Origin of the sequence: Raoultibacter phocaeensis, from assembly GCF_901411515.1 — a bacterium.
GTDB lineage: Bacteria > Actinomycetota > Coriobacteriia > Coriobacteriales > Eggerthellaceae > Raoultibacter > Raoultibacter phocaeensis.
This window is the reverse complement of the sequence record NZ_CABDUX010000002.1, coordinates 1,865,252-1,886,723: the sequence shown is the minus strand read 5'-3', so window position 1 is coordinate 1,886,723 and position 21,472 is coordinate 1,865,252. Positions and strand designations below refer to the sequence as shown.

Below are 21,472 nucleotides of genomic sequence, written 5' to 3'. Positions count from 1 at the left end.
TATTTGCAAAACCCCAGTTCGTGCTCATAAAATCAAAAAACAACCACAATTCAAAAAACTTTTTCTTGACGGGAGGGTTACGGGGCCGTATTTTAGGGAATCGCGACTTTTTCGCAGTTTACCTGATTCTCATGAAGGAGGAACAGCCTCGTGGCTCAAGCTAAAAAAAGTGCTCCCACCAGCCTTTATAGGAATCGCAGAAGCTTCGCCAAGATCCCTGACGTCATGGACGTCCCGAACCTGATCGCTATTCAAACGGATAGCTTCGAATGGTTCAAGAGCGAGGGTCTTGCACAGGCGTTCGGCGATATCAGCCCGATCGAGAACAGCACGAAGGACATGTGCGTCGAGTTCGGCCGGCATGAGTTCGGCGAGCCGAAGTTCACGGTTGACGAGTGCAAGGAGAAGGACGTCAGCTACCAGGCGCCCCTCTTCGTCGAAATCCGCTTCATCAACCGTGAGACTGGCGAGATCAAGGAGCAGGACGTGTTCATGGGCGATTTCCCGCTCATGACCCCGCGCGGCACCTTCATCATCAACGGCACCGAGCGCGTCGTCGTCTCGCAGCTCGTCCGCTCACCCGGCGTGTACTTCGCCGCCGAGCGCGACAAGACTTCCGATAAAACCATATACAATGCAAAGGTCATCCCGTCACGCGGTGCCTGGCTCGAGTTCGAGACCGACAAGCGCGACATCCTGTCGGTTCGCATCGACCGCAAGCGCAAGCAGCCGGCCACGCTGCTTCTGCGCGCCCTCGGCTTGGCCGAAAGCCGCGAAGAGATCATCTCGCTGCTCGGCAACGACGAGATGGTCCTGCGCACGCTCGACCGCGATCCCGCGACGACCAAAGAGGAATCGCTCATCGAGCTGTACAAGCGCTTCCGTCCCGGCGAGCCGCCGACCATCGATTCGGCGCGCACGCTCCTCGAGGGCCTGTTCTTCAATCCGCAGCGCTACGATCTGGCGAAGGTGGGTCGCTACAAGATCAACAAGAAGCTCGGATTCGATCCCGATTACGAAAGCTCCACGCTGACCGACGACGACATCATCCGCTCGATGCAGTACATCGTCGGGCTCCATGCCGGCCAGGATGGCTTCACGACCGACGACATCGATCACTTCGGCAACCGCCGTATCCGCACGGTGGGCGAGCTCATCCAAAACCAGTTCCGTATCGGACTCTCCCGCATGGAGCGCGTCGTGCGCGAGCGTATGAGCATGCAGGAGCCCGATGAGATCACGCCGCAGTCGCTCGTGAACATCCGCCCCATCGTGGCGGCCATCAAGGAGTTCTTCGGAAGCTCCCAACTCTCGCAGTTCATGGATCAGACGAACCCCGCAGCGGGCATCACGCACAAGCGCCGTTTGTCGGCGCTTGGACCGGGCGGTCTGTCGCGTGAGCGCGCAGGCTTCGAGGTCCGCGACGTCCATACTTCGCACTACGGCCGCATGTGCCCGATCGAGACGCCTGAAGGCCCCAACATCGGCCTCATCGGCTCGCTCGCAACCTATGCGCGCATTAACCCCTACGGCTTCATTGAGACGCCGTACCGCCGCGTCGAGCAGGGCAAGGTGACCGATACGGTCGACTACCTCACGGCCGACGAGGAAGAGAACTACACGATCGCCCAGGCTAACGACCTCTTCGATCCCGATACGCGCGCGTTCGGCACGTTCGACGAGAACGGCACCTTCCACGAGGCGGCGCGCGTGCTCTGCCGCACGAAGGACTCCAACGGCGTATTCGGCGAGCCCGACGAGGTGCCGCCCGCGCAGGTCGAGTACATGGACGTGTCCCCGCGCCAGATGGTGTCAGTGGCAACCTCGCTCATTCCGTTTTTGGAGCACGACGACGCGAACCGCGCCCTCATGGGTTCGAACATGCAGCGTCAGGCCGTGCCGCTTTTGCGCCCGTCGGCGCCGCTTGTGGGCACCGGCATCGAGCACCGCATTGCGGTCGACTCCGGCGAGATCCTCGTCGCCCAGAATCCGGGCGTTGTCGATTACGTCGACGGCCAGACCATCATCGTGCTCAACAACGATGGCGAATACGACGAGTACCTGATCCCGAAATTCCAGCGCTCCAACCAGAGCGGTTGCATCAACCATCGCCCGATCGTGCGCAAGGGCGACGAAGTGCAAGCGGGCGATGTGCTCGCCGACGGCCCGAGCTGCGACGGTGCTGAGCTTGCGCTCGGCCAGAACCTCATGATCGCCTACATGCCATGGGAGGGCTACAACTACGAGGACGCCATCATCGTGTCCGAGCGTGTAGTCGCCGAAGACCTGCTCACGTCCATCCATATCTCCGAATACGAGATCGATGCGCGCGATACGAAACTTGGGCCCGAGGAGATCACCCGCGAAATCCCCAACATCTCAGACGATATGATCTCCGACCTCGATGCCGACGGCATCATCCGCATCGGCGCCGAAGTCTTCCCGGGCGATGTACTCGTGGGCAAGGTCACCCCGAAGGGCGAAACCGAGCTCACCGCCGAAGAGCGCCTTCTGCGCGCCATCTTCGGCGAGAAGGCCCGCGAAGTCCGCGACACCTCGCTCAAGGTGCCGCACGGCTCCGGCGGCCGCGTCATCGGCATCAGCCGCTTCTCGCGCCTCGAGGGCGACGAGCTTTCGCCGGGCGTGAACGAGCTCGTGCGCATCTACGTTGCTCAGAAGCGCAAGATCCAGCAGGGCGACAAGCTTTCGGGCCGCCACGGCAACAAGGGCGTTATCAGCCGCATCCTGCCGGTCGAGGACATGCCGTATCTCGCCGACGGCACCCCGATCGACGTGATCTTGAACCCGCTCGGCGTTCCTTCGCGTATGAACGTCGGCCAGCTGCTCGAATGCCATCTCGGCTGGGCCGCCAAATGGGGCTGGTCCGATTCCGATAGCTCGGATGAGGTTGTCGAGGGCCCGATCCACGTGGCGACGCCTGTGTTCGACGGCGCGACCGAGAAGGAGATCTCGGACGCCATCATGAAGGCGAACCGGAACCTCTTGAACATCAACCATGCCAAGTACGGCGAGCATGCGCGCGACGAATTCGTGCCGCAGCTCACGCCGACCGGTAAGGCATGGCTCTACGATGGGCGCACCGGCGAGCAGTTCCGCGAGCCCATCACCGTCGGCCAGAGCTACATCCTCAAACTCGGCCATATGGTCGATGACAAGATCCACGCCCGCTCGACCGGCCCCTACAGCCTTATCACCCAGCAGCCGCTCGGCGGCAAGGCGCAGTTCGGCGGCCAGCGCTTCGGCGAGATGGAAGTGTGGGCGCTCTACGCCTACGGCGCTTCCAACGTGCTCCAGGAGATCCTCACCGTCAAGTCCGACGATACGTCGGGCCGCGTGAAATCTTACGAGGCCATCGTGAAGGGCGAGAACATCCCCGCCCCCGAGGTACCCGAGAGCTTCAAGGTTCTCGTCAAGGAAATGAAGTCTCTGTGCCTGAACGTCGAGCTCGAAGGCGAAGATCACCACGCGATCGACATCACGCAGGAACACGAGAACGAGCAGGATGCAGGCGATGCCGCACTGCTTGCTGCGCTGCAGGCCGACGCGAAGAAGACCGAGGAAGACGACGCGGCGTTCGCGCTCGACAACATCGCCGCTGAACTGGGAGATTTGATGAAAGACGTAGCGGACGGCTACAGCAATACGAACGACCTCATCGGTGAGGGAGGGGAGGAATAATGACGACGGAATTCGACGTGAACAATTTCGATGCCCTGCGCATTTCCCTTGCTTCTGCCGAGGACGTGCGCAGCTGGTCGCGCGGCGAAGTGAAAAAGCCCGAGACCATCAACTACCGTACGCTCAAGCCCGAGAAAGACGGCTTGTTCTGCGAGAAGATCTTCGGCCCCACGAAAGACTGGGAGTGCGCGTGCGGCAAGTACAAGCGCGTCCGCTTTAAGGGCATCGTGTGCGAGCGCTGCGGCGTCGAAGTGACCCGCTCCAAAGTTCGCCGCGAGCGCATGGGCCACATTGAGCTCGCCGCTCCGGTGAGCCACATCTGGTACTTCAAAGGCTCGCCTTCGCGCCTCGGCTACCTGCTCGACATCCCGCCCAAGGAGCTCGAGAAGGTGCTGTACTTCGCCAGCTCCATCATCACGTCGGTCGACAAGGAAGCCCGCGAGGAGGATGTCGACGAGCTGCGCGACGAGCTGGCCGCCGATCTCGAGGAGCTCGACGCCGAGCGCGATCGCCTCATCGAGTCGACCCGCCGTCTGTCCACCGATTACGTGCCGGAGGACGACGATTTCGTCGACGACGTCGACGAGGACGAGCGTATGGCCCCCGAAGAGGTCGAAGAGGAAATCGCCGATATCTACGAGGAGTTCAACGAGCGCAAGGCGCTGCGCACCGACGCGTTCGAGGCCTTCATGAAGATCGAGCCCAAACAGCTCGTTCCCGACGAGGCACTCTACCGCGAGATGCGCTTGAACTACTCCGATTACTTCAAGGGCGGCATGGGCGCCGAAGCGGTGCGCGATCTGCTCGACGACATCGATCTGGCCAAAACTGCAGACGAGCTGCGCGAGACCATCTCCACGGGCAAGGGCCAGAAGCGCGCGAAGGCGATCAAGCGCCTCAAGGTCGTTGACGCCTTTTTGAAGAGCGTCAACAAGCCCACCGACATGATTCTCGACGTCATCCCGGTCATTCCGCCCGATCTGCGCCCGATGGTGCAGCTCGACGGCGGCCGTTTCGCGACGTCGGACTTGAACGATCTGTACCGCCGCGTGATCAACCGCAACAACCGCTTGAAGCGCCTGCTCGACCTCGGCGCGCCTGAGATCATCGTGAACAACGAGAAGCGCATGCTGCAAGAGGCGGTTGACTCGCTCTTCGACAACGGCCGCCGCGGCCGCCCGGTCACGGGCCCCGGCAACCGTCCGCTCAAATCGCTCTCCGACATGCTCAAGGGCAAGCAGGGCCGCTTCCGTCAGAACCTGCTCGGCAAGCGCGTCGACTACTCCGGCCGTTCGGTCATCGTCGTCGGCCCGCAGCTGAAGCTGCACCAGTGCGGTCTGCCTTCGCAGATGGCGCTCGAGCTTTTCAAGCCCTTCGTCATGAAGCGCTTGGTCGAGCTTGAGTACGCCGCCAACATCAAGGCCGCCAAGCGTGCGGTCGACCGCGGCGCAAGCTACGTGTGGGACGTGCTCGAAGAGGTCATCACCGAGCATCCGGTGCTCCTGAACCGCGCACCCACCCTGCACCGCCTCGGCATCCAGGCCTTTGAGCCCGTGCTCGTCGAGGGTAAGGCCATCAGGCTGCACCCGCTTGTCTGCACCGCGTTCAACGCCGACTTCGACGGCGACCAGATGGCTGTGCACGTGCCGCTCGGTAACGAGGCGCAGGCCGAAGCCCGCGTGCTCATGCTCTCGGCCAACAACATCAAATCGCCCGCTCACGGCCGTCCTTTGACCGTGCCCACACAGGACATGATCATCGGTCTGTACTACCTGACCGCCGCTCGCGAAGGTTTCGAGGGCGAGGGAAGGTCGTTCATCGATTTCGACGACGCCATGAACGCCTACGATGCGCGTGCCGAACTCGACCTGCAGGCCAAGATCTGGGTGCGCCTCACCAAGGACACCGTCGTGGCCACGAGCTACAACGAGTTCGAGGACCACAAGGCAGGCGAGCGCATCGAGACCACGATCGGGCGCATCACGTTCAACAACGTGCTGCCCGCCGATTACCCGTACCTCAACTACGAGATGAACAAGAAGGAGATCAGCCGTCTCGTGGAAGATGTGTGCAACCGCTACGAGCTCTCTTCGGTGCCCGCCATCTTGGACGGCCTGAAAGACGCGGGCTTCCACTACGCAACGCGCGCCGGCGTCACCGTGTCGGTGTACGATGCGACGGTGCCGCCCGAGAAACCGGCCATCCTCGCCGCAGCCGATGCGAAGGTCGATGCGATCGACGAGGACTACGAGATGGGCCTCATGAGCCAGGAAGAGCGCCACAAGCAGGTCGTCGACATCTGGAACGAAGCGAACGAAGAGGTCGGCGAGGCGATGGCCGAGAACTTCGACAAGTTCAACCCCATCTACATGATGGCGTTCTCCGGCGCCCGCGGTAACATCAAGCAGATCCGCCAGCTCGCCGGCATGCGCGGCCTCATGTCCGACCCGAAGGGCGAGATCATCGACCGCCCGATCAAGGCGAACTTCCGCGAGGGCCTCTCGGTGCTCGAGTACTTCATCTCCACGCACGGTGCCCGTAAGGGCCTCGCCGATACGGCGCTTCGTACGGCCGACTCGGGGTATCTGACCCGCCGTCTCGTCGACGTCGCGCAAGACGTCATCATCCGCGAGATCGATTGCGAAACCTCAGACGGCGTGCCGTATCCGATCTACAACGAGAAGGGCGATCTGGACGAGAACCTCATCGGCCGCTGCCTGCTCGAAGATGCGGTCGCGAAAGACGGCTCCATGATCGTGGCTGCGGGCGAGTACGTGACGTCCATGGCGCAGATCAAGGCGCTTGAGGACAACGGCATTGAGGAGGTCATCATCCGCACGGTCATGACCTGCCATGCCGATCAGGGCGTGTGCCAGAAGTGCTACGGTTGGGATCTTGCGACTTCCCGTCCCGTCAACATCGGCACGGCGGTCGGCATCATCGCCGCCCAGTCGATCGGCGAGCCCGGCACGCAGCTCACCATGAGAACGTTCCATACCGGCGGCGTCGCGGGCGAGGACATCACCCACGGTCTGCCTCGCGTTACCGAGCTGTTCGAGGCGCGCAAGCCGAAAGGCCAGGCCGTCCTCGCCGAGATCGCGGGCACACTGCAGATCGCGGGCGACAAGCAGACGAAAACCCTCACGATCCACGATCAACAGGGCAACATTCGCGAATACGTGGTGTCGGCTCGCGCCCAGATGCTTCCGGGCGTGCTCGACGGCAGCCAGGTGAAGGTGGGCCAGCAGCTCACCAAGGGCTCGGTGAACCCGCACGATCTTTTGCGCCTCACCGATCCGAACACGACGCTGCGCTACATCGTGAGCCAGGTCCAGGGCGTGTACGTGAGCCAGGGCGTCGACATCAACGACAAGCACATCGAGGTCATCGCGCGCCAGATGCTGCGCAAGGTGGCCGTGACCGATGCGGGTGAATCCGATCTTTTGCCGGGTCGCCAGGTGAACCGCTTCGAGTTCGAGAAGGTCGCCAACGAGCTCGTGCTCGACGGCAAAGAGCCGCCGGTGGGCCAGCCGCTTCTGCTCGGCATCACCAAGGCATCGCTTGCCACCGACTCGTTCCTCTCGGCCGCCTCGTTCCAGGAGACCACTAAGGTTCTCACCGACGCTGCCATCGAGGGCAAGACCGACAACCTCGCGGGTCTGAAGGAAAACGTCATCATCGGCAAGCCGATTCCCGCAGGCACGGGTCTGCCGCGCTACCGCAAGGTCGGCCTCACCTACAAGGGCCGTCCGGTCGATCGCGTCACGAGCGATACGCTGCCCGAGTTCGCCCCCGAGGCGCTGCGCGACATCGAGGATCTGCTGCCGCAGCCGCAGGATTGGTCGCTTGACGGCGACAGCTACCTCAACATGGGTACGAACTACACGAACTACTACAGCGGCATGTCGCTCGGCCACCGCACGCCTGCGCTTACCGACGAGGATGCACGCCTCTACATCTACGATGATCTGGGCGTGTCGCAACGGTGGGCCAACAAGTTCTCCGAGGCCGGCATCGAAACGGTCGCCGATCTCGTGGGCCATACCGAGGAGGATCTGCTGCGCATCGAGGGCATCGGCGTCAAGGCGATCGAAGAGCTCAAGGAGGGCTTGGAGGAGCATAACCTGCTCCAGGTCATCGAGGACGATCTTGCCGCGACGAGCGATGACATGAGCCAGCTTCTGGACATGGTGTTCAGCCCGGATGATACGATTCTCATCGGCGGCGACGAGCCTCCGACGTTCAACACCGAGGGTGAAGACATGCTCGGCGAAGCGCTTCCGCCGCGCTCGTACCAACGAAACCTCGAAGAGCTCGACGCACTGCTGGGCTCGGTGGGATCGTTCGGATTCGGGCTTTCCAGCGCCGAGGGCGATGAAGCCTCCGGCGGCGAAAGCTCCGACGACGAAGAGTAAATTCGGTCAGGGGGCGCTCACGGCGCCCCCTTTCGCATAAGGACAGTGCAATGGCCCAGAAGACCTATACCATCAAGGGCGCTCCCGCCGTGCCTTCGCAGATAGGCGCGACGCTCGAAGCGCTTGCCGGGACCGTCGCCGAAAGGCGCGATGCGGGCGAGCAGAGTTACACGTGCCGCTTGCTTCACGGCAGCGAGGACGAGCTTGTCAAGAAGATCGTCGAGGAGGCGTGCGAAGTGGCGCTTGCGGCGAAGGACATCGAGGCCCGCATGCTCGTTTCGCAGGAGTCGGCCGAGGCGTTCGCCGTCGGCATCGGCGAAGACGAGGATGCGGTGTGCGCCGAGCTGCCGCCCGAGTACTACGAGGGCGTCGACCACTTGCGCTACGAGGCGGCAGACGTGGTGTACCACCTGCTCGTCGTGTTCGAGCGCTACGGCATCTCGCTCGAGGAGTTCGCAGCTGAGCTCAACAGCCGCATGACCGAGGGGGAGCGGCCCGCAGGCGGCGTGCTTCTGCGCGACGAATACATTCAGAGGGGGAAATAACCGATGGCGAGACTGTTTGGGACCGATGGGGTTCGGGGTATTGCGAATAAAGAATTGACCTGCGAGAAGGCGTTTGCGCTCGGGCAGGCGGCCGTGGCGTTTCTCGGCGGCAACATCGTGATCGGCAAGGATACGCGCCTTTCGGGCGACATGCTCGAAGCGGCGGTCGTCGCGGGCATCATGAGCATGGGAGGCACGGCGTTTGCGGCGGGCATCATTCCGACGCCGGGCGTTGCGCTTTTGGTGCGCGAGCTGTACTGCGACGGCGGCATCGTTATCTCGGCTTCGCACAATCCCCCCGAGTACAACGGCATCAAGTTCTTCGACGCCCAGGGCTTCAAGCTGCCGTGCGCGCTCGAAGACGAAATCGAGGCATACGTGGTTTCGGGCAAGGCCGCCGAAGCCGAGCTTCCCACGGGCAGCGGCGTCGGCGTGACGATTCCCGTTGAGAGCGCAGCCGAACTCTACATCGAACATGCCGTTGCAAGCGTTGCCGAGCAGGGCGTGCGCTTCGATGGCCTTACTGTCGCGCTCGACGTAGGACATGGTGCGTCGGCGGTTTCGAGCGCCGATGCACTCGAGCGTCTCGGGGCGACCGTGCACGTCATCAACGACGAGTTCGACGGCACCGATATCAACGTTGCCTGCGGATCGACCCATCTAGGGCCGTTGCGCGACCTCGTAGCCGAAACAGGTGCCGATGTGGGCGTCGCGCATGACGGTGACGCCGACCGCGTCATGTTCGTGGATGCAGAAGGCGGCGAAATCGACGGTGACGTGGTGGAGGCCGTGTGCGCCATCGACCTTTCGAGGCGCGGTCTTCTACCTGAGAACGCCGTTGTATCGACCGTCATGTGCAACCTCGGGTTCACCCATGCCATGCGGGATGCAGGCATCGAGGTCATTCAGACGCAGGTGGGGGATCGCTTCGTTCTCGAAGCCATGCGCGAGCGCGGCCTTGCGATCGGCGGGGAGCAGAGCGGTCACATGATCTTCCTTGAGCACAACTCCACGGGCGACGGCCTCGTGACCGCGCTGCAGTTCTTGGCCGCCTGTCAGCGCGCAGGCGGATCGGTCGCCGAAGCTGCGCGCGTCATGCAGCGGTTTCCCCAAGAGCTCATTAACGTGAAGGTGGGCGATAAGCACGCGCTCGACGGCAACGCGGCAATCGCGCGTGCTGTGGCCGAGGCCGAAGCCGAGCTCGGCGAAGAAGGCCGCATCCTCGTGCGCCCAAGTGGCACCGAGCCGGTGGTGCGCGTGATGGTGGAAGCCGCCGACGATGCGACCGCGAAAGAATACGCCGAGGCCATCGCGCAGGTGGTCGAAGCCGAGCTATAGGCTCGCGCCGACGGCGAAAAGCGCGCAAGGGCATCCGTCGGACGGCGAACACCACGCGATACCCTACCGATTCGCTCGTTGTTACCTCGGAGGCGAAGCGTCAGTGGTACCATGGTGATAGCACATGCAGGCGGACGGAAAGCGGGGCTATGGGCAACCTCCGAGCGGGCTATCGATGGGCTGGATTCGATGCGGTTTCACTGCTGTCATTGGCGGCGTTCTTCGCGAGCACGCCGCTTTTGCTTGCACCGCTCGACCTCATGCGACCCGTGCTCGCCTCTTCGTCGGACGGGCCGCTGCTCGAGCCGCTGACGTCGGCTCCGTTTTTGACGGCGGTGGCGCTCGCCGCCATGTTCGCATCGCTCGCCATGCTGTTCGTGTGCCTCTTGAAAACCGCCTATGCGCGCCTCGGACGCACGTTGCTCGTCGGTGCCGGGACGTCGTACGCCCTTGGTATGCTTATCGTGTGCGCAGCGCATTTCGCCGCTCCGGTACCGCAGCTCGTCGCCGTTTCGGCCGGAGCACTCGTCGGGGCGGGCGGAGCCGTCCTCTGCATGGCGTGGGCGCGGCAGGTTTCCCTTCCGGATCTACGGATAGCGCTAGGATCGCTCGTGGCGCTCGGTGCAGCCGTGTTCGCCCTCGATACGCTCGTGCTGTTCATGACGGTGCCCTTTCGGGCGATGGCGCTTGCGCTTCTTGCCGTCGCGGGTATGCTCGGGTGCGTGAGGAGTGCTTGGGGCTCCGCAGGTGCGGGGCTCGATGCCACGACGTCGGGTGCGAACTGGTGGGATGTGTTCGGCAGGCTCGACATGTCGCTCATCGAAAGCGGAAGCGACTTCGCAACGCCGCTGTCCCGTACGTTGTTCTTCATCGTTACGCCTGCGGTGGTGTTCCTTCTCTTCATAGCCGGCATGAACATGCACCATACGTTCTACGGCGACGTTCTGGTTGAGGTGCTCGGCGGTTCGATCGCGGTGCTGTGCGCAATCGTGCTGCTGTTCATGAAAACCGAGCGCGCTACGATCAACGTCGCGTACCGCATCTACCTTCCGCTTATTGCTGCGGTGGTGTTCGTGGTGGGCGATTTCGCACCGCTTGATGTGCGCGGGTTGTTTCTCAACGTGGGCGTCTACGTGTTCTGCTTCGTATACGGGCTCGTCATGTGTGCGATGGTTATCATGATGATGAGTAGGATGAGGTCGCTTGCACTGCCTGCCGCTTGCATGCTCGTCATCGCCGCCTGCCTCATAGCCATGCCTTCCTATGCGAACCTCGACGCGGGCGTGCTCGGGGCGTACCGTCTCAACGTGCTGCTTGTACTTCTGCTCGTAGCCGTCATCCTGCTGATCGTCACGCCGTCGTCGCGTGTGTGGCGTCTTGTGATCGAGGGGATTGACCTGTCCGACGCTCTCGAAAAACCCGGCGAACAGGCGGGCAGGTCGGCTACGCTCGAAGAGCGGTGCGATTATGTTGCGCGCGCATGCGGACTCACCCCGCGCGAAAGCGAGATCCTGCGCTTTCTCGGACGCGGCTACGGTTCGGTCTACATAGCCGAAGCGCTCGTCATCGCCGAGAGCACGGTGCGCAGCCATGTCAAGAGCATCTACCGCAAAGTCGACGTCTCGTCGCGCGAAGAGCTGATAAGCCGTATAGACGAAATTGGGGAGACGCCCGAAACCGATGCGGCACCGCGTTGAAAGCCGTTGTAGAGAACCTGTAAACCACCTGCTCAGAAAGCATGTTTTAACTTCCCTCAATCCGATGATTCACAAAACACCGAGACGTGCATACGCTGGATCTCGGCAGATAGGCTTCATCGAATGAGGAGGGTCATATGAATGATCGCATCATGAGCAGGCGTACTTTCATCGTTGCAGGAGTTTCGTTCAGCGCATTGTTTCTAGGAGCAGCAGCGTTGCCCGGATGCGCCCCGAAGCAGGCGGTCGGCAGCGAAGATGCCTCCGATGCGGCGGCGGATGCAGCGCCTTCCGGCGAATCGAACCCCGTGGTGCTCCACCGAGGATACGCCTCCGCCCATGGCGACAAGTGCTTCACCCAGGTTGTCGTTGCAACTGCCGCGGACGGTACGATCCTTGCGGCGAGCGTCGACGATTATCAGTACATGGCTGCCGATACCGCAGGACTTGTGCCGGTGCCGAACTCCGACGGAGGATTTGCCGAGGGCTACGCACAGGGCGTGGTGCTCGCCTCGAAGTCATTCAGCAGCGATTCGTATTCGGCCCACATGAAGGAAGCTGCGGGATCGACCCAACCGTGGCGCACCTCCATGGACGCCATCGAGGCGGCGGCCGCCGGCAAGCAGCCAAGCGAGCTCGAGCATATGGGCATCGATGCGGTTTCGGGCGCAACGCTCGTCGATACGCCGAACTATCTTGCAGCCGTAGCCGAGATTGCAAAAAACAACGACATCATCGCCGAAGGCGCGTATTCGGGTGACGGCAGCGATCTCGAGCTTGGAATGATCCTCGCGGTTGCCCACGGCGACAAGTGCTTCACGAGCGCTATTGCTCTTGTGCAGGGCGATACCATCGTCGCGGCGAGCATCGACGACTTCCAGTACACGGCTGCTGACACCGAAGGCATCGAAGCCGTCCCCAATTCCGATGCGGGATTCGGCGAAGGCGCGGCAGAAGGCAAGGTGCTCATGTCGAAATCGGTAAACTCGCCGGTGTACAGCAAATCGCTCAAGGAAAAAGGCGGCGCAACCCAGGACTGGATCACCTCGATGGAAGCCATCGAAGCGTATCTCGCCGGTACATCGACAAGCGACAAGGCACCGGGCATCGATGCGGTTTCGGGTGCTACGCTTGCCGATACGACAAACTACGCGCGGGCGGCGATCGACGCAGCTAAAACGGTGTAGAAAACCGAGCGACTGCAGGTGAGCGAATCGGCCGTGTACCTTGAGCAACCGGCCCGCTGCCTTCCGGTTCGATCCGGTTGGCGGCGAGGCCGGCCGATGAGGATGGAGGCTCGCATGATAGGAAGAGCAACGACGGGATCGGGATTGTTCGGCAGCGGTTTCACACGGCATGCCGTGCGCGCGCGAATTGCGGCGGCGCTGCTTGTTGTCATCGCGCTCGGCGCCTCGACGTTTCTCTTCGTACCGAAGGCTTTTGCGCCTGAGCTTACGACGGAGCCTGCTGTGCCGACGGCTGTTTGCAGCGCACCGCGCAGTTGATCGCCGATGGCGGTATACTGAAACGGGCATGCATCGAGCGGAGGTTCTTGTCGGTGGCGAACGAAGGTTTTGAACGGAGGCGGGTATGTCGCATCTAGGAAAGCTCACCATACGCTCACCGAAGCAGATCGCGGCGCTTGTCATTCTCGTTATGATGGCCATGGTGCTGAGCTTTGTCGAGATGCCGCTCATACCTCAAGCCCCTTGGCTCAAGTACGATCCGTCAGGCGTGATCGCGGCGCTGGCGGCGCTTCTGTACGGTCCCTGGGTCGGATCGGCCGTAGCGGTGCTCGCGTGGATCCCCCGGCTCGTAACCGATCCGCTCGGAGCATTCATGAACATCCTTGCGTCGGTAACGCTTGTCATTGCGATGGGCTCGATTTACCGGCGCATCCCAACGCTCTTCGGAGCCGTTTTTGCCACGGCGGTTGGCATTGTTTGCACAACGGTCGTGTCCATCGTGTTGAACTTCGTCGTCATGCCCGTATACACGGAAGCGACGTTCGCGGAGATCGTCGCCCTCATCGCGCCCGCTCTACTGCCTTTCAACGTGGCGAAGGCGTTTGTGAACGGCGGCATCGCGCTCGTCGCCTTCCGAAAGCTCGAAACGCTGCTCGCGGAAGGCGACTCGACGCCGGCCGATGCGACGGGGGAGAAAACGGACGGTACCGAACGGGCGTCCGTCGACGACCCTGCGGGGTAGAGCGCGATGCGTAGCAACGAGCTACGCCACCGTTGCGGCAGACTTTCCGGCAACGCGCCCCCAGGTGAGCGCACCCTGTAGGCAGGTGCCGGAGCCGGGGTAATAGGGGCCGAGCCATCCGGCGCTGTTCGCACCTGCGGCGAACAGGTGGCCGATCGGCTCGCCTGTGGTGCTCAGCACGGCTGCGTCGGTGTTGATCTTGAGGCCGCCGATGGCGCCAATGTTGGAGTTCACGGTTTTCCATGCGTAGAACGGCGCTTCATCGAGGGCGGTAAGCTGCTTGACGCGTCCGTACAGGGTGTCGTCGCCGGCGGCGCAGTCCTCGTTCCATTTACCCACCGAATACGAAAGCGTTGCCGCGGGTACGCCGATGGCCTCGGCAAGCGCTTCGAGGGTGTCGGCCTGCGTAAGCGTTCCGTCGGCGAGCGCGGCTTTGCGGGCATCGGCACCGCCTTCGGCATTGTCCGACCAGGCGCACATCTTGTCCGAAGTCTCCATCTTCTTATCCATGATCATGTAGGTGGCCCCGTCGGCCCCGCCCTCCTGCATAGCGGCATTGAACAGGGCACGGCAGTGAAACGCGTAGGTGGTGTCCTCGCGCACGAATCGGGTTCCGCGCATGTTCACGAGGATGTAAGGTATCTCGGGATTTTGGTTGTTGGTGTAGGACCAGGTGGGAAGCAGCAGATCGACGCAGCCATGGAAAACGGTCTTCGCACCTGCCTCGATGCCCATGACGATGCCGTCGCCGGTGTCGGTGGGTGCGGTGATGACGCTTTGGGTTTTGAGATCCCAGTAGTGCTGGGGATTGTACTGCAGCGCAAGCTCTTCATTGTGCTCGATGCCGGCCATGGCGAGGATGACGCCCTTGTTCGCCTTGTAGTTCTTGCCGTCTTTCGTGGCGATGCCCGCCGCTGTGCTGCCGTCCATGACGATCGAGGCGACCTCGACGCCCGTTTCCACGTCGCCGCCTTTGTCCTTCACCGCTTTGAGCGCGTTCGTGATCCAGACGGCACCGCCGGTCTTCGTCGGATCGGATGCGTCGGCGATGAGGTGGATGCGGTCTTTGAGGTACTCGGCGGGAAGGTAGGGGGTCGGATATGCGCCGAACACGTTCGCGTACGTGATGTTGAAGTTGTCGGCCATCCACTGCACGTTGTCGGCGGCGCTGTCCGCCATGGTACGCACGAGGTCCTCGTCGATGAGCCCTTCGCCGTCGCACATCCAGAAATTGAACAGCACGTCGGGCGTGTCGTCGGCGATGCCCTTCTCCTTCTGCCAGCTCGTGCCTGCAGCTTGGATCGCCCCCTCTGCGAGCGCCGTCGTGCCGCCGCATTGCGAACCCTTTTCGAATACGACGACGCTTTCCGCGCCGTTTTCGAGCGCGGAGTAGGCGGCCGTGAGTCCGGCACCGCCGCCGCCGCATACGATGACATCGTACTCGCCGTCCCAGGAGACGCTTGTCGAGGCGCCTTCGCCTTGTGCTGCGCCTTCGCCGTTCGCAGCTTTGGGCGCGCATCCTGCGAGCCCCGCGAGCGCCATGCCGCCCAGACCGACCGCTGCCGCGCCGATGAAGTTCCTGCGCGAGATCGTGTGCGTGTTGGTTGCAGTGCTGTTCGTATTGAACGTTTCTCCCATGATCGTATCCCTTCCTCGAAGGCGCATGCATTCTCGTGTACATGCTTCATGCCCCGCAGTATAGGAACCGGCCCATCGGGTAACAACGCCTGAAATCCACGATGCGGAACCACTGTTCCACGATGCGGAACGGGCCTTGTCGCCACAAGGGGTTTTGCGGCGATGGGGTTTCCCGTATACTGAATGCAGTACGGGGTTGCGGCGCAAGCGCCGGGTTCGACCCGGACAATCGCCGCGACAAAGCGGGCAGGGAGCAGCTGTGGCAGAAAAGAGCATCCAGGTACTCGAGCGGGCCTTCGACCTCATAGAAGCGATCGCGCATGCGCAGGGGCCGATCGGCCTGAGCGAGCTTGCGCAGGCCACGGCCATGAGCAAATCGACCGTTCATCGCATCCTTTCCACGATGGCCGAGCGCGGCTACGTTGAAAAGACGCTCGAGGGCCTCTACGCCATCGGACCGAAGATGTTCGACACGCTGTCTTACCACATCAACTCGCTCGAATTGCAAACCGAGGCCAAGCCGTACCTCGCCCTTTTGAAGCGGTCGCTCGGCTTGACTGCCCATTTGGGCATCCTCGACGGCGGCTTCGTCTCCTACATCGAGAAGGAATCGCCCGACTGGAGCGAGGAAGCGTACACGCAGGTGGGGTACCGTTCGCCAGCGTACTGCTCGTCGATGGGCAAGTGCCTGCTCGCGTGCCTTTCGCGCGGCGAGCTCGAAGAAGTGCTCTACGACTACGAGTTCAAGCCCTACACCCCCAACACGTTCACCCGTAAAGACGAGTTCGTGAAATACCTGCACACGGTGCGCAAGCAGGGGTGGGCGATGGACAACGAGGAATACGAGCTCGACCATCGCTGCATCGCGGCTCCCGTGTTCAACTACCGCGGCGACGCCATTGCTGCGGTCGGCGTGAGCGGCACGAACGAGACGATCGCCGACGATCGCATCGAGCACATCGCCCAGCAGGTCGTGCTCGCTGCCAAGCGCATATCGAGCTGCATGGGATACGCTGAGTGAGCGCCCGATAGCCAAACGGCGTTGGCTGTCCCCTGTGCAAACATTCGCTGCGTTTCGAAGTCTGCCGCCGTTGCCTACTGATCGGTGTCGGCAATCCGCTACCTTGGGGACGATCGGCCGATTTGCTATCCGGTTCGCCGCTGCACGGGGATCGGCTTGACGCCGAACGGCTTTGCACGCAGGAGGGCTACGTTCTGGCCAATTGTCTCGGCCGTCCCACAAAAAAAGTCGCAGGAGGTTTATTTCGCTGCCACGGCGCTGCCTTGAAATCCGTATGGCCAGTTCAGGAGGATGCAGCGATTCCGGGCGCTTCGGTTGCGGCAGGGGGAACGTGGGACAGCCGAGACAATTGGCCAGAAACGGCCCGAATCGCCTTCAAGCCGGGATTGGCAGCATGCGCCCGTTCGGGATGCGGGAAGCGGCCCCGCCCTACGGCGTGGTCGTCAGAAGGGCGTCGGGGAAAGGGCCTGCCGCGGGAACCACGGGCAGGACAGAGGACGTCCCGCCGGGATGCGCGGCCCCCGGCGCGCTCGGAGATCGCATCGGCGGCCGGTCGGCGAGGGGTTCGGGTGTACGCCTACGGCGGTCTAGCGGTGGAAGACCGCCCGAAGCCCAAAAATCGCCGTCGTGAAGCGTTCGGCGGGCCTTAAAGCGCCAACGGGATGCGCAAGCGAGAGGACATCGCATGTACCGAGGAACCGACGAGCCGGTGAACAGGGGTTATCGTTATCAAGGAATCTGCTTGCATCGGTACTGCATTACGAAGCCCTTCACGGCGGCGATTATTGGGCTTTGAGGGGCACCGCTGCATTAAGCCAATATTGACATGGCCCCGCAGATCACCCAGCGGCGTCTCTGACGGGTGCACGGCGATCCCAGTTCGACGGCAGAGCGGGCCGGGCCGATGCCGGCGCGGCTCCGTACGGCTGTGCCCGGCGGGCAAGGCGGTTGCCGGCGTCCACCACTGCCGGGCGTAAAGCCGTGGCGCCTGTGGTTTCCAGCGCCTGTTGTTTCAGGTGGTCGCGAAGCCTTGGCACCTGCTGTCGCTAAGCGGCGTTTGTTGCAGGTGAGCAGGATATCGATGCGGGCTGGTTTGCGCGTTCGTTTTGGGAATGCGCCCTAGCGCTGCTTTTTTCCGAACAAAAGTCTAAGCAACCCGCGGCGTCTGCGATGACGAGGCTCGACGATCGTGATGCCGGTCGGCGCGACGACACTCGGCTCGCCCGGCTTGTCGGGCTCGCCAGCTGCGGCCGCCTCGCTTGCGCGCTCCGGCTCAATGACCGGGATCGCGGGATCGGCGGTTTGTTCGCGCGTGCGGGTGGCGGCCGCGTCTACCGCACCGCCCGCCGCCTCACGCTCGGGCGCGCCGCCCGCAGCCTCGCTGGCATCCGCCACATGCGAGTTGGCTTTCTCCGCGATGGGCGCGCCGCCTTCGTCCTTTCCCCGATTCGCATCGCGCTCGGCTGCCTCCATGGCTGCGGCGAGCCTGCGCTCTTCGGCTTCGCAGATGAAATACTCCTGCGAGTCGAACAGCTCCTTCTCGCCGTTGGCGTCGGTTTCGGCGAAGTATCCGAGGGGCGTGTAGCTCTTGTCGGGCAGAAGCTCGCGTAGTTTGGCGGTGTCGCGCATCGAGACGTCGATGTAGCCTGCGATCTCGTCGCGCAGCTCGCCGCTCAGTACCGGCCAGGCGATCTCAACGCGCTTTTCCATGTTGCGGGTCATAAGATCGGCGCTCGATAGGTAGATGTCCATCGAATCGCGCGGCCCGAACCCGTAGATGCGGCTGTGCTCGAGCAGGCGGCCCACGATCGAAACCACGCGCACGTTCTCGGTGAAGCCTTCGATGCCCGGCACGATGCAGCTGATCCCGCGCACGAACAGGAGCACGGGCACGCCTGCTTCAGATGCCTCGGAGAGCTTCACGATGATGTCTTTGTCGGTCACGGAGTTCGTTTTGAAGAACAGGCCGCTCGGCTCGCCTGCCCGCGCCCGCTCGATCTGGCGGTCGATGCCTGCAAGGATCATCGGCTTGATCTGAAGCGGCGCAACCCAGAGCACGTCGTAGTTGTTCGAGGCGTTCTCGAGTCCCATGTTGCGGAAGAACTCGGTGGCATCGCGGCCGATGGCGGGGTCGGTCGTGATGAACGAGAGGTCGGTGTAGAGCTTGGCCGTTTTCTCGTTGTAGTTGCCGGTACCGAGTTGGGTGATGTGCTGGATGCCGCTGTCGGTTTGGCGGGTGATGCAGCAGATCTTCGAATGCACCTTGAAATCGCGAAACCCGTAGATCACCTTCGCGCCCGCCTGCTCGAAACGCTGGGACCATTCGATATTGTTGCTCTCGTCGAAGCGGGCGCGCAACTCGAAGAGCGCCGTCACCTCTTTGCCCATCTCGGCGGCGGCGATGAGCGCTTCGGCGAGATGCGACTGGCTGGCCAGACGGTAGAGCGTGATCTTGATCGAGATGACGCTCGGATCGACTGAGGCTTCCTTGAGGAGTTGCACGAAGGGGTCCATCGTCTCGTAGGGGAAGGTCAGCAGCGTCTCGGCCTCGCTCACCTGTTCGATGATCGGTCTTGTGCGGCTCAAATCGGCGGGCCACTGCGGCGTGAACGGGGGGAAGGTGAGCGCTGCGCGGCGCTTCTGGTCGAGCTTGCCCGCAAGGCTGTAGGTGTAGCTCATATCGAGCGGCACGCTTGTCACGAACACCTGGTGGGGCTTGAGTTTCAGGCGCTTCAGCAGAAAATCGGATACGGTTTTCGAAAGCTTCTTTACGCTTTCAAGCCGGACGGGTGCAAGGCGCGAGCGCTTCTTGAGGATGCGCCTCATGTGCTCGCGGTAGTCTTCATCGTTCTCGTCGGTGCCTTCGGTGGAGTCAAGGTCGGCGTTTCGCGTGACGCAGATTACGTTGGTGTGCTTGACCGTGTACATCGAGAAGATATCGGGTACAACCATCTCGAGCGCTTCTTCGATGAGAATGTACTGCAAACCTTCGCCGGGGAGCTTGATCACGCGTTCGCATTGGCGCGGCATCGGGATGATGCCGAGTGTCACGCCCTCGGCGGCGAGGTTCCTCTTTCCTTTTTTAGACGGTTTCGCCACGGTCTTCGCGGTTGCTTTATCCGACGCTTTGTCGTCGGCTGCGGGCTTGTCCCTCTTCTCTTCGTCGGCGGGCGCATCTGCGGCCTCGTCGTCGAGACGCACGACCACGTAGATAGCTCCGTTCTCCAAATGAGGGAAGGGGTGGCGCGAGTTCACGATCTGCGGCGAAAGAAACGGCATGACGTTCTGCGCGATGTGGTCGTGCAGGTGTATCCTCTGCTTCTCGTCGAGATCGGCGGCATGGAGGTGCTCGATGCCCTCGTCGGCGAGCTTGGCGCGCAGGTCGGTGTATATGGCTTCCTGAATAGGGTAGAGTTCGTGGCAGCGCGCATAGATGGCGTCGAGCTGCTCGTCGGGTGTCATCTTCGATTTGGTGTCGATGATGCGCTTCTTCACGAGCGCGAGGTCGGTTAGGCTTCCTACGCGCACCATGAAGAACTCCTGAAGGTTGCTCCAGAAGATGGAGACGAAGTTCAGGCGTTCGAGTAGGGGTACCGTTTCGTCAGCGCCCTGATCGAGCACGCGCTGGTTGAACGTGAGCCACGAGAGCTCGCGGTTCTGCATGAAGGGGCTTGCCGTGTGCGCGACGCTCGCGGACGCGGCCGATGCGTCCACGACGTCGCTTTCGGCAAGCATCTCGGCTACGATGTTGTCGTCGCCGAGGCTCGAGATGGTGCGCTCCTGTTTGTCAGTCATGGTCATCGCCTTCTTTCGACGGCTGCATGCGCGTACAGCCGGCTTTAGCGCTGCCGATCAGCATGCGCTCTATCAGGTATCCTTCGCGCACGCCCTTTTTGCGAATGCACAGCGAATTCGCGCCGAAATCGTGCATCAGGCGGCGGATGATCAGGCATCCGGGTACCAGCGTATGGATGCGGTCGGGTACGGCTTTAAGGGCGGTGTGCGCGAATGCGTCGGGGTCGGCGAGGCACGCCCCGATGATCGCGTCGATGTCTTCGCGGGCGAGTTCTTCGGGCCGCTCGCCCTGCCCGTAGGCTTCGGCATGCATTTTGGCCGCGGCGCGCACGCTGCCGCCGATGCCGTAGAGCACCTCGCTTCGGTAACGGGTCGTGTCGAGCGCCCCGAGCTTCTCTTCGAGAGACGCTTCGATGGCTTCGGCCTCCGCCTGCGTGGGCAGGATGCTCTGCACGTGCGCGGCGAACGAGGAAAGCGATCCTTGCCCCAAGCTCACGTTATCGTGGTCGGTGCCGCGAGAGATGCGGGTGAGCTCGGTCGAACCGCCGCCGATGTCGATGAGCGCGCCCTTCTCGATAGGGCGGTCGCACGAAGCGCCCACGAAACCGAGATGGGCCTCGTCCTCGGCCGAGAGCAGCGTTATGCGAAACCCGCTGCCCTTCTCGATCGCGCGCACGGCTTCGGCGGAGTTGGCGCTGTTGCGCAAAACGGCGGTCGCGAACACGTCGGTGCGTTTGCAGTCGAAGTACTTGAGCCGTTTCGCATGGCCTGCGAGCACGTCGAGCGCGTGTGCCACGCCACCTTCGGTAAACATGCCGTTCGATACATGGGCCGAAAGCCCGGCCATCACCTTGTTGTTCAGAAGCGTGCGGAAATCCTTGCGGGAATACGAGCGCTTGGAGTCGTCCTTAACCTCGTACACGCACAGGCGGATCGTGTTCGATCCCAAGTCGATGACTCCGTAGTTCGGCATGGTGCTCCTCGTTTCGCGCGGTCGTTGTGCGGAAGGCGAGAGGACAGCATGTAAGCATCTCGGCCTGATCGCCGCACGTTCATTGTACCGCGCGAAACGAGGAGTCGGCAGGGCGGACGTGCGGCGTTACCGCGATTTTACTC

At 62.4% G+C, this 21,472-nt stretch carries 12 protein-coding genes; 9 read left to right on the top strand and 3 right to left on the bottom strand.

Going from position 1 to position 21,472, the window contains the following annotated elements:
* Nucleotides 1–150 precede the first annotated feature (150 nt).
* The 8 genes from rpoB (at nucleotide 151) to FJE54_RS15835 (ending at nucleotide 13,902) form a co-directional block, all read left to right on the top strand.
* A complete protein-coding gene (rpoB, locus tag FJE54_RS15870) occupies nucleotides 151–3,699 on the top strand; it encodes a DNA-directed RNA polymerase subunit beta (RefSeq protein ID WP_139653747.1) in 3,549 nt (1,182 codons plus the stop codon).
* Nucleotides 3,699–8,114 (top strand): DNA-directed RNA polymerase subunit beta', encoded by a 4,416-nt coding sequence (locus FJE54_RS15865; protein WP_139653746.1) that lies wholly within the window; start codon nucleotides 3,699–3,701, stop codon nucleotides 8,112–8,114. The genes rpoB and FJE54_RS15865 overlap by 1 nt, the downstream gene beginning before the upstream one ends.
* A gap of 50 nt (nucleotides 8,115–8,164) precedes the next feature.
* Nucleotides 8,165–8,659: a phosphoribosyl-ATP pyrophosphatase gene (locus FJE54_RS15860; protein WP_139653745.1), complete on the top strand. Its 495-nt coding sequence runs from the start codon at nucleotides 8,165–8,167 to the stop codon at nucleotides 8,657–8,659.
* 3 nt (nucleotides 8,660–8,662) lie between these two features.
* Nucleotides 8,663–9,997, top strand: coding sequence for a phosphoglucosamine mutase (glmM, locus tag FJE54_RS15855; RefSeq protein WP_139653744.1), 1,335 nt, complete (start codon nucleotides 8,663–8,665; stop codon nucleotides 9,995–9,997).
* A 149-nt stretch (nucleotides 9,998–10,146) separates the two neighbouring features.
* A complete protein-coding gene (locus FJE54_RS15850; protein ID WP_139653743.1) occupies nucleotides 10,147–11,694 on the top strand; it encodes a helix-turn-helix transcriptional regulator in 1,548 nt (515 codons plus the stop codon).
* A gap of 137 nt (nucleotides 11,695–11,831) precedes the next feature.
* The gene (locus FJE54_RS15845) at nucleotides 11,832–12,881 is read left to right on the top strand and encodes a TAT pathway signal sequence (protein WP_139653742.1); all 1,050 of its coding nucleotides are present in this window, start codon (nucleotides 11,832–11,834) and stop codon (nucleotides 12,879–12,881) included.
* 114 nt (nucleotides 12,882–12,995) lie between these two features.
* Nucleotides 12,996–13,199: a hypothetical protein gene (locus FJE54_RS15840; RefSeq protein WP_139653741.1), complete on the top strand. Its 204-nt coding sequence runs from the start codon at nucleotides 12,996–12,998 to the stop codon at nucleotides 13,197–13,199.
* Nucleotides 13,200–13,284: 85 nt separating this feature from the next.
* Nucleotides 13,285–13,902, top strand: coding sequence for an ECF transporter S component (locus FJE54_RS15835; protein WP_139653740.1), 618 nt, complete (start codon nucleotides 13,285–13,287; stop codon nucleotides 13,900–13,902).
* A gap of 21 nt (nucleotides 13,903–13,923) precedes the next feature.
* On the opposite strand, the gene FJE54_RS15830 is transcribed toward FJE54_RS15835, so the two are convergent.
* Nucleotides 13,924–15,540 (bottom strand): FAD-dependent oxidoreductase, encoded by a 1,617-nt coding sequence (locus tag FJE54_RS15830; protein WP_180326789.1) that lies wholly within the window; start codon nucleotides 15,538–15,540, stop codon nucleotides 13,924–13,926.
* A 259-nt stretch (nucleotides 15,541–15,799) separates the two neighbouring features.
* Between FJE54_RS15830 and FJE54_RS15825 the strand changes: the two genes are divergently transcribed.
* Nucleotides 15,800–16,561: an IclR family transcriptional regulator gene (locus FJE54_RS15825; protein WP_180326788.1), complete on the top strand. Its 762-nt coding sequence runs from the start codon at nucleotides 15,800–15,802 to the stop codon at nucleotides 16,559–16,561.
* A 1,119-nt stretch (nucleotides 16,562–17,680) separates the two neighbouring features.
* Here the strand turns inward: FJE54_RS15825 and ppk1 are convergent.
* The gene (ppk1, locus tag FJE54_RS15820) at nucleotides 17,681–20,356 is read right to left on the bottom strand and encodes a polyphosphate kinase 1 (RefSeq protein ID WP_255467468.1); all 2,676 of its coding nucleotides are present in this window, start codon (nucleotides 20,354–20,356) and stop codon (nucleotides 17,681–17,683) included.
* Complete coding sequence (locus tag FJE54_RS15815) at nucleotides 20,349–21,329, bottom strand: Ppx/GppA phosphatase family protein (RefSeq protein WP_139653736.1); 981 nt, start codon at nucleotides 21,327–21,329, stop codon at nucleotides 20,349–20,351. The genes ppk1 and FJE54_RS15815 overlap by 8 nt, the downstream gene beginning before the upstream one ends.
* Nucleotides 21,330–21,472: the final 143 nt, after the last annotated feature.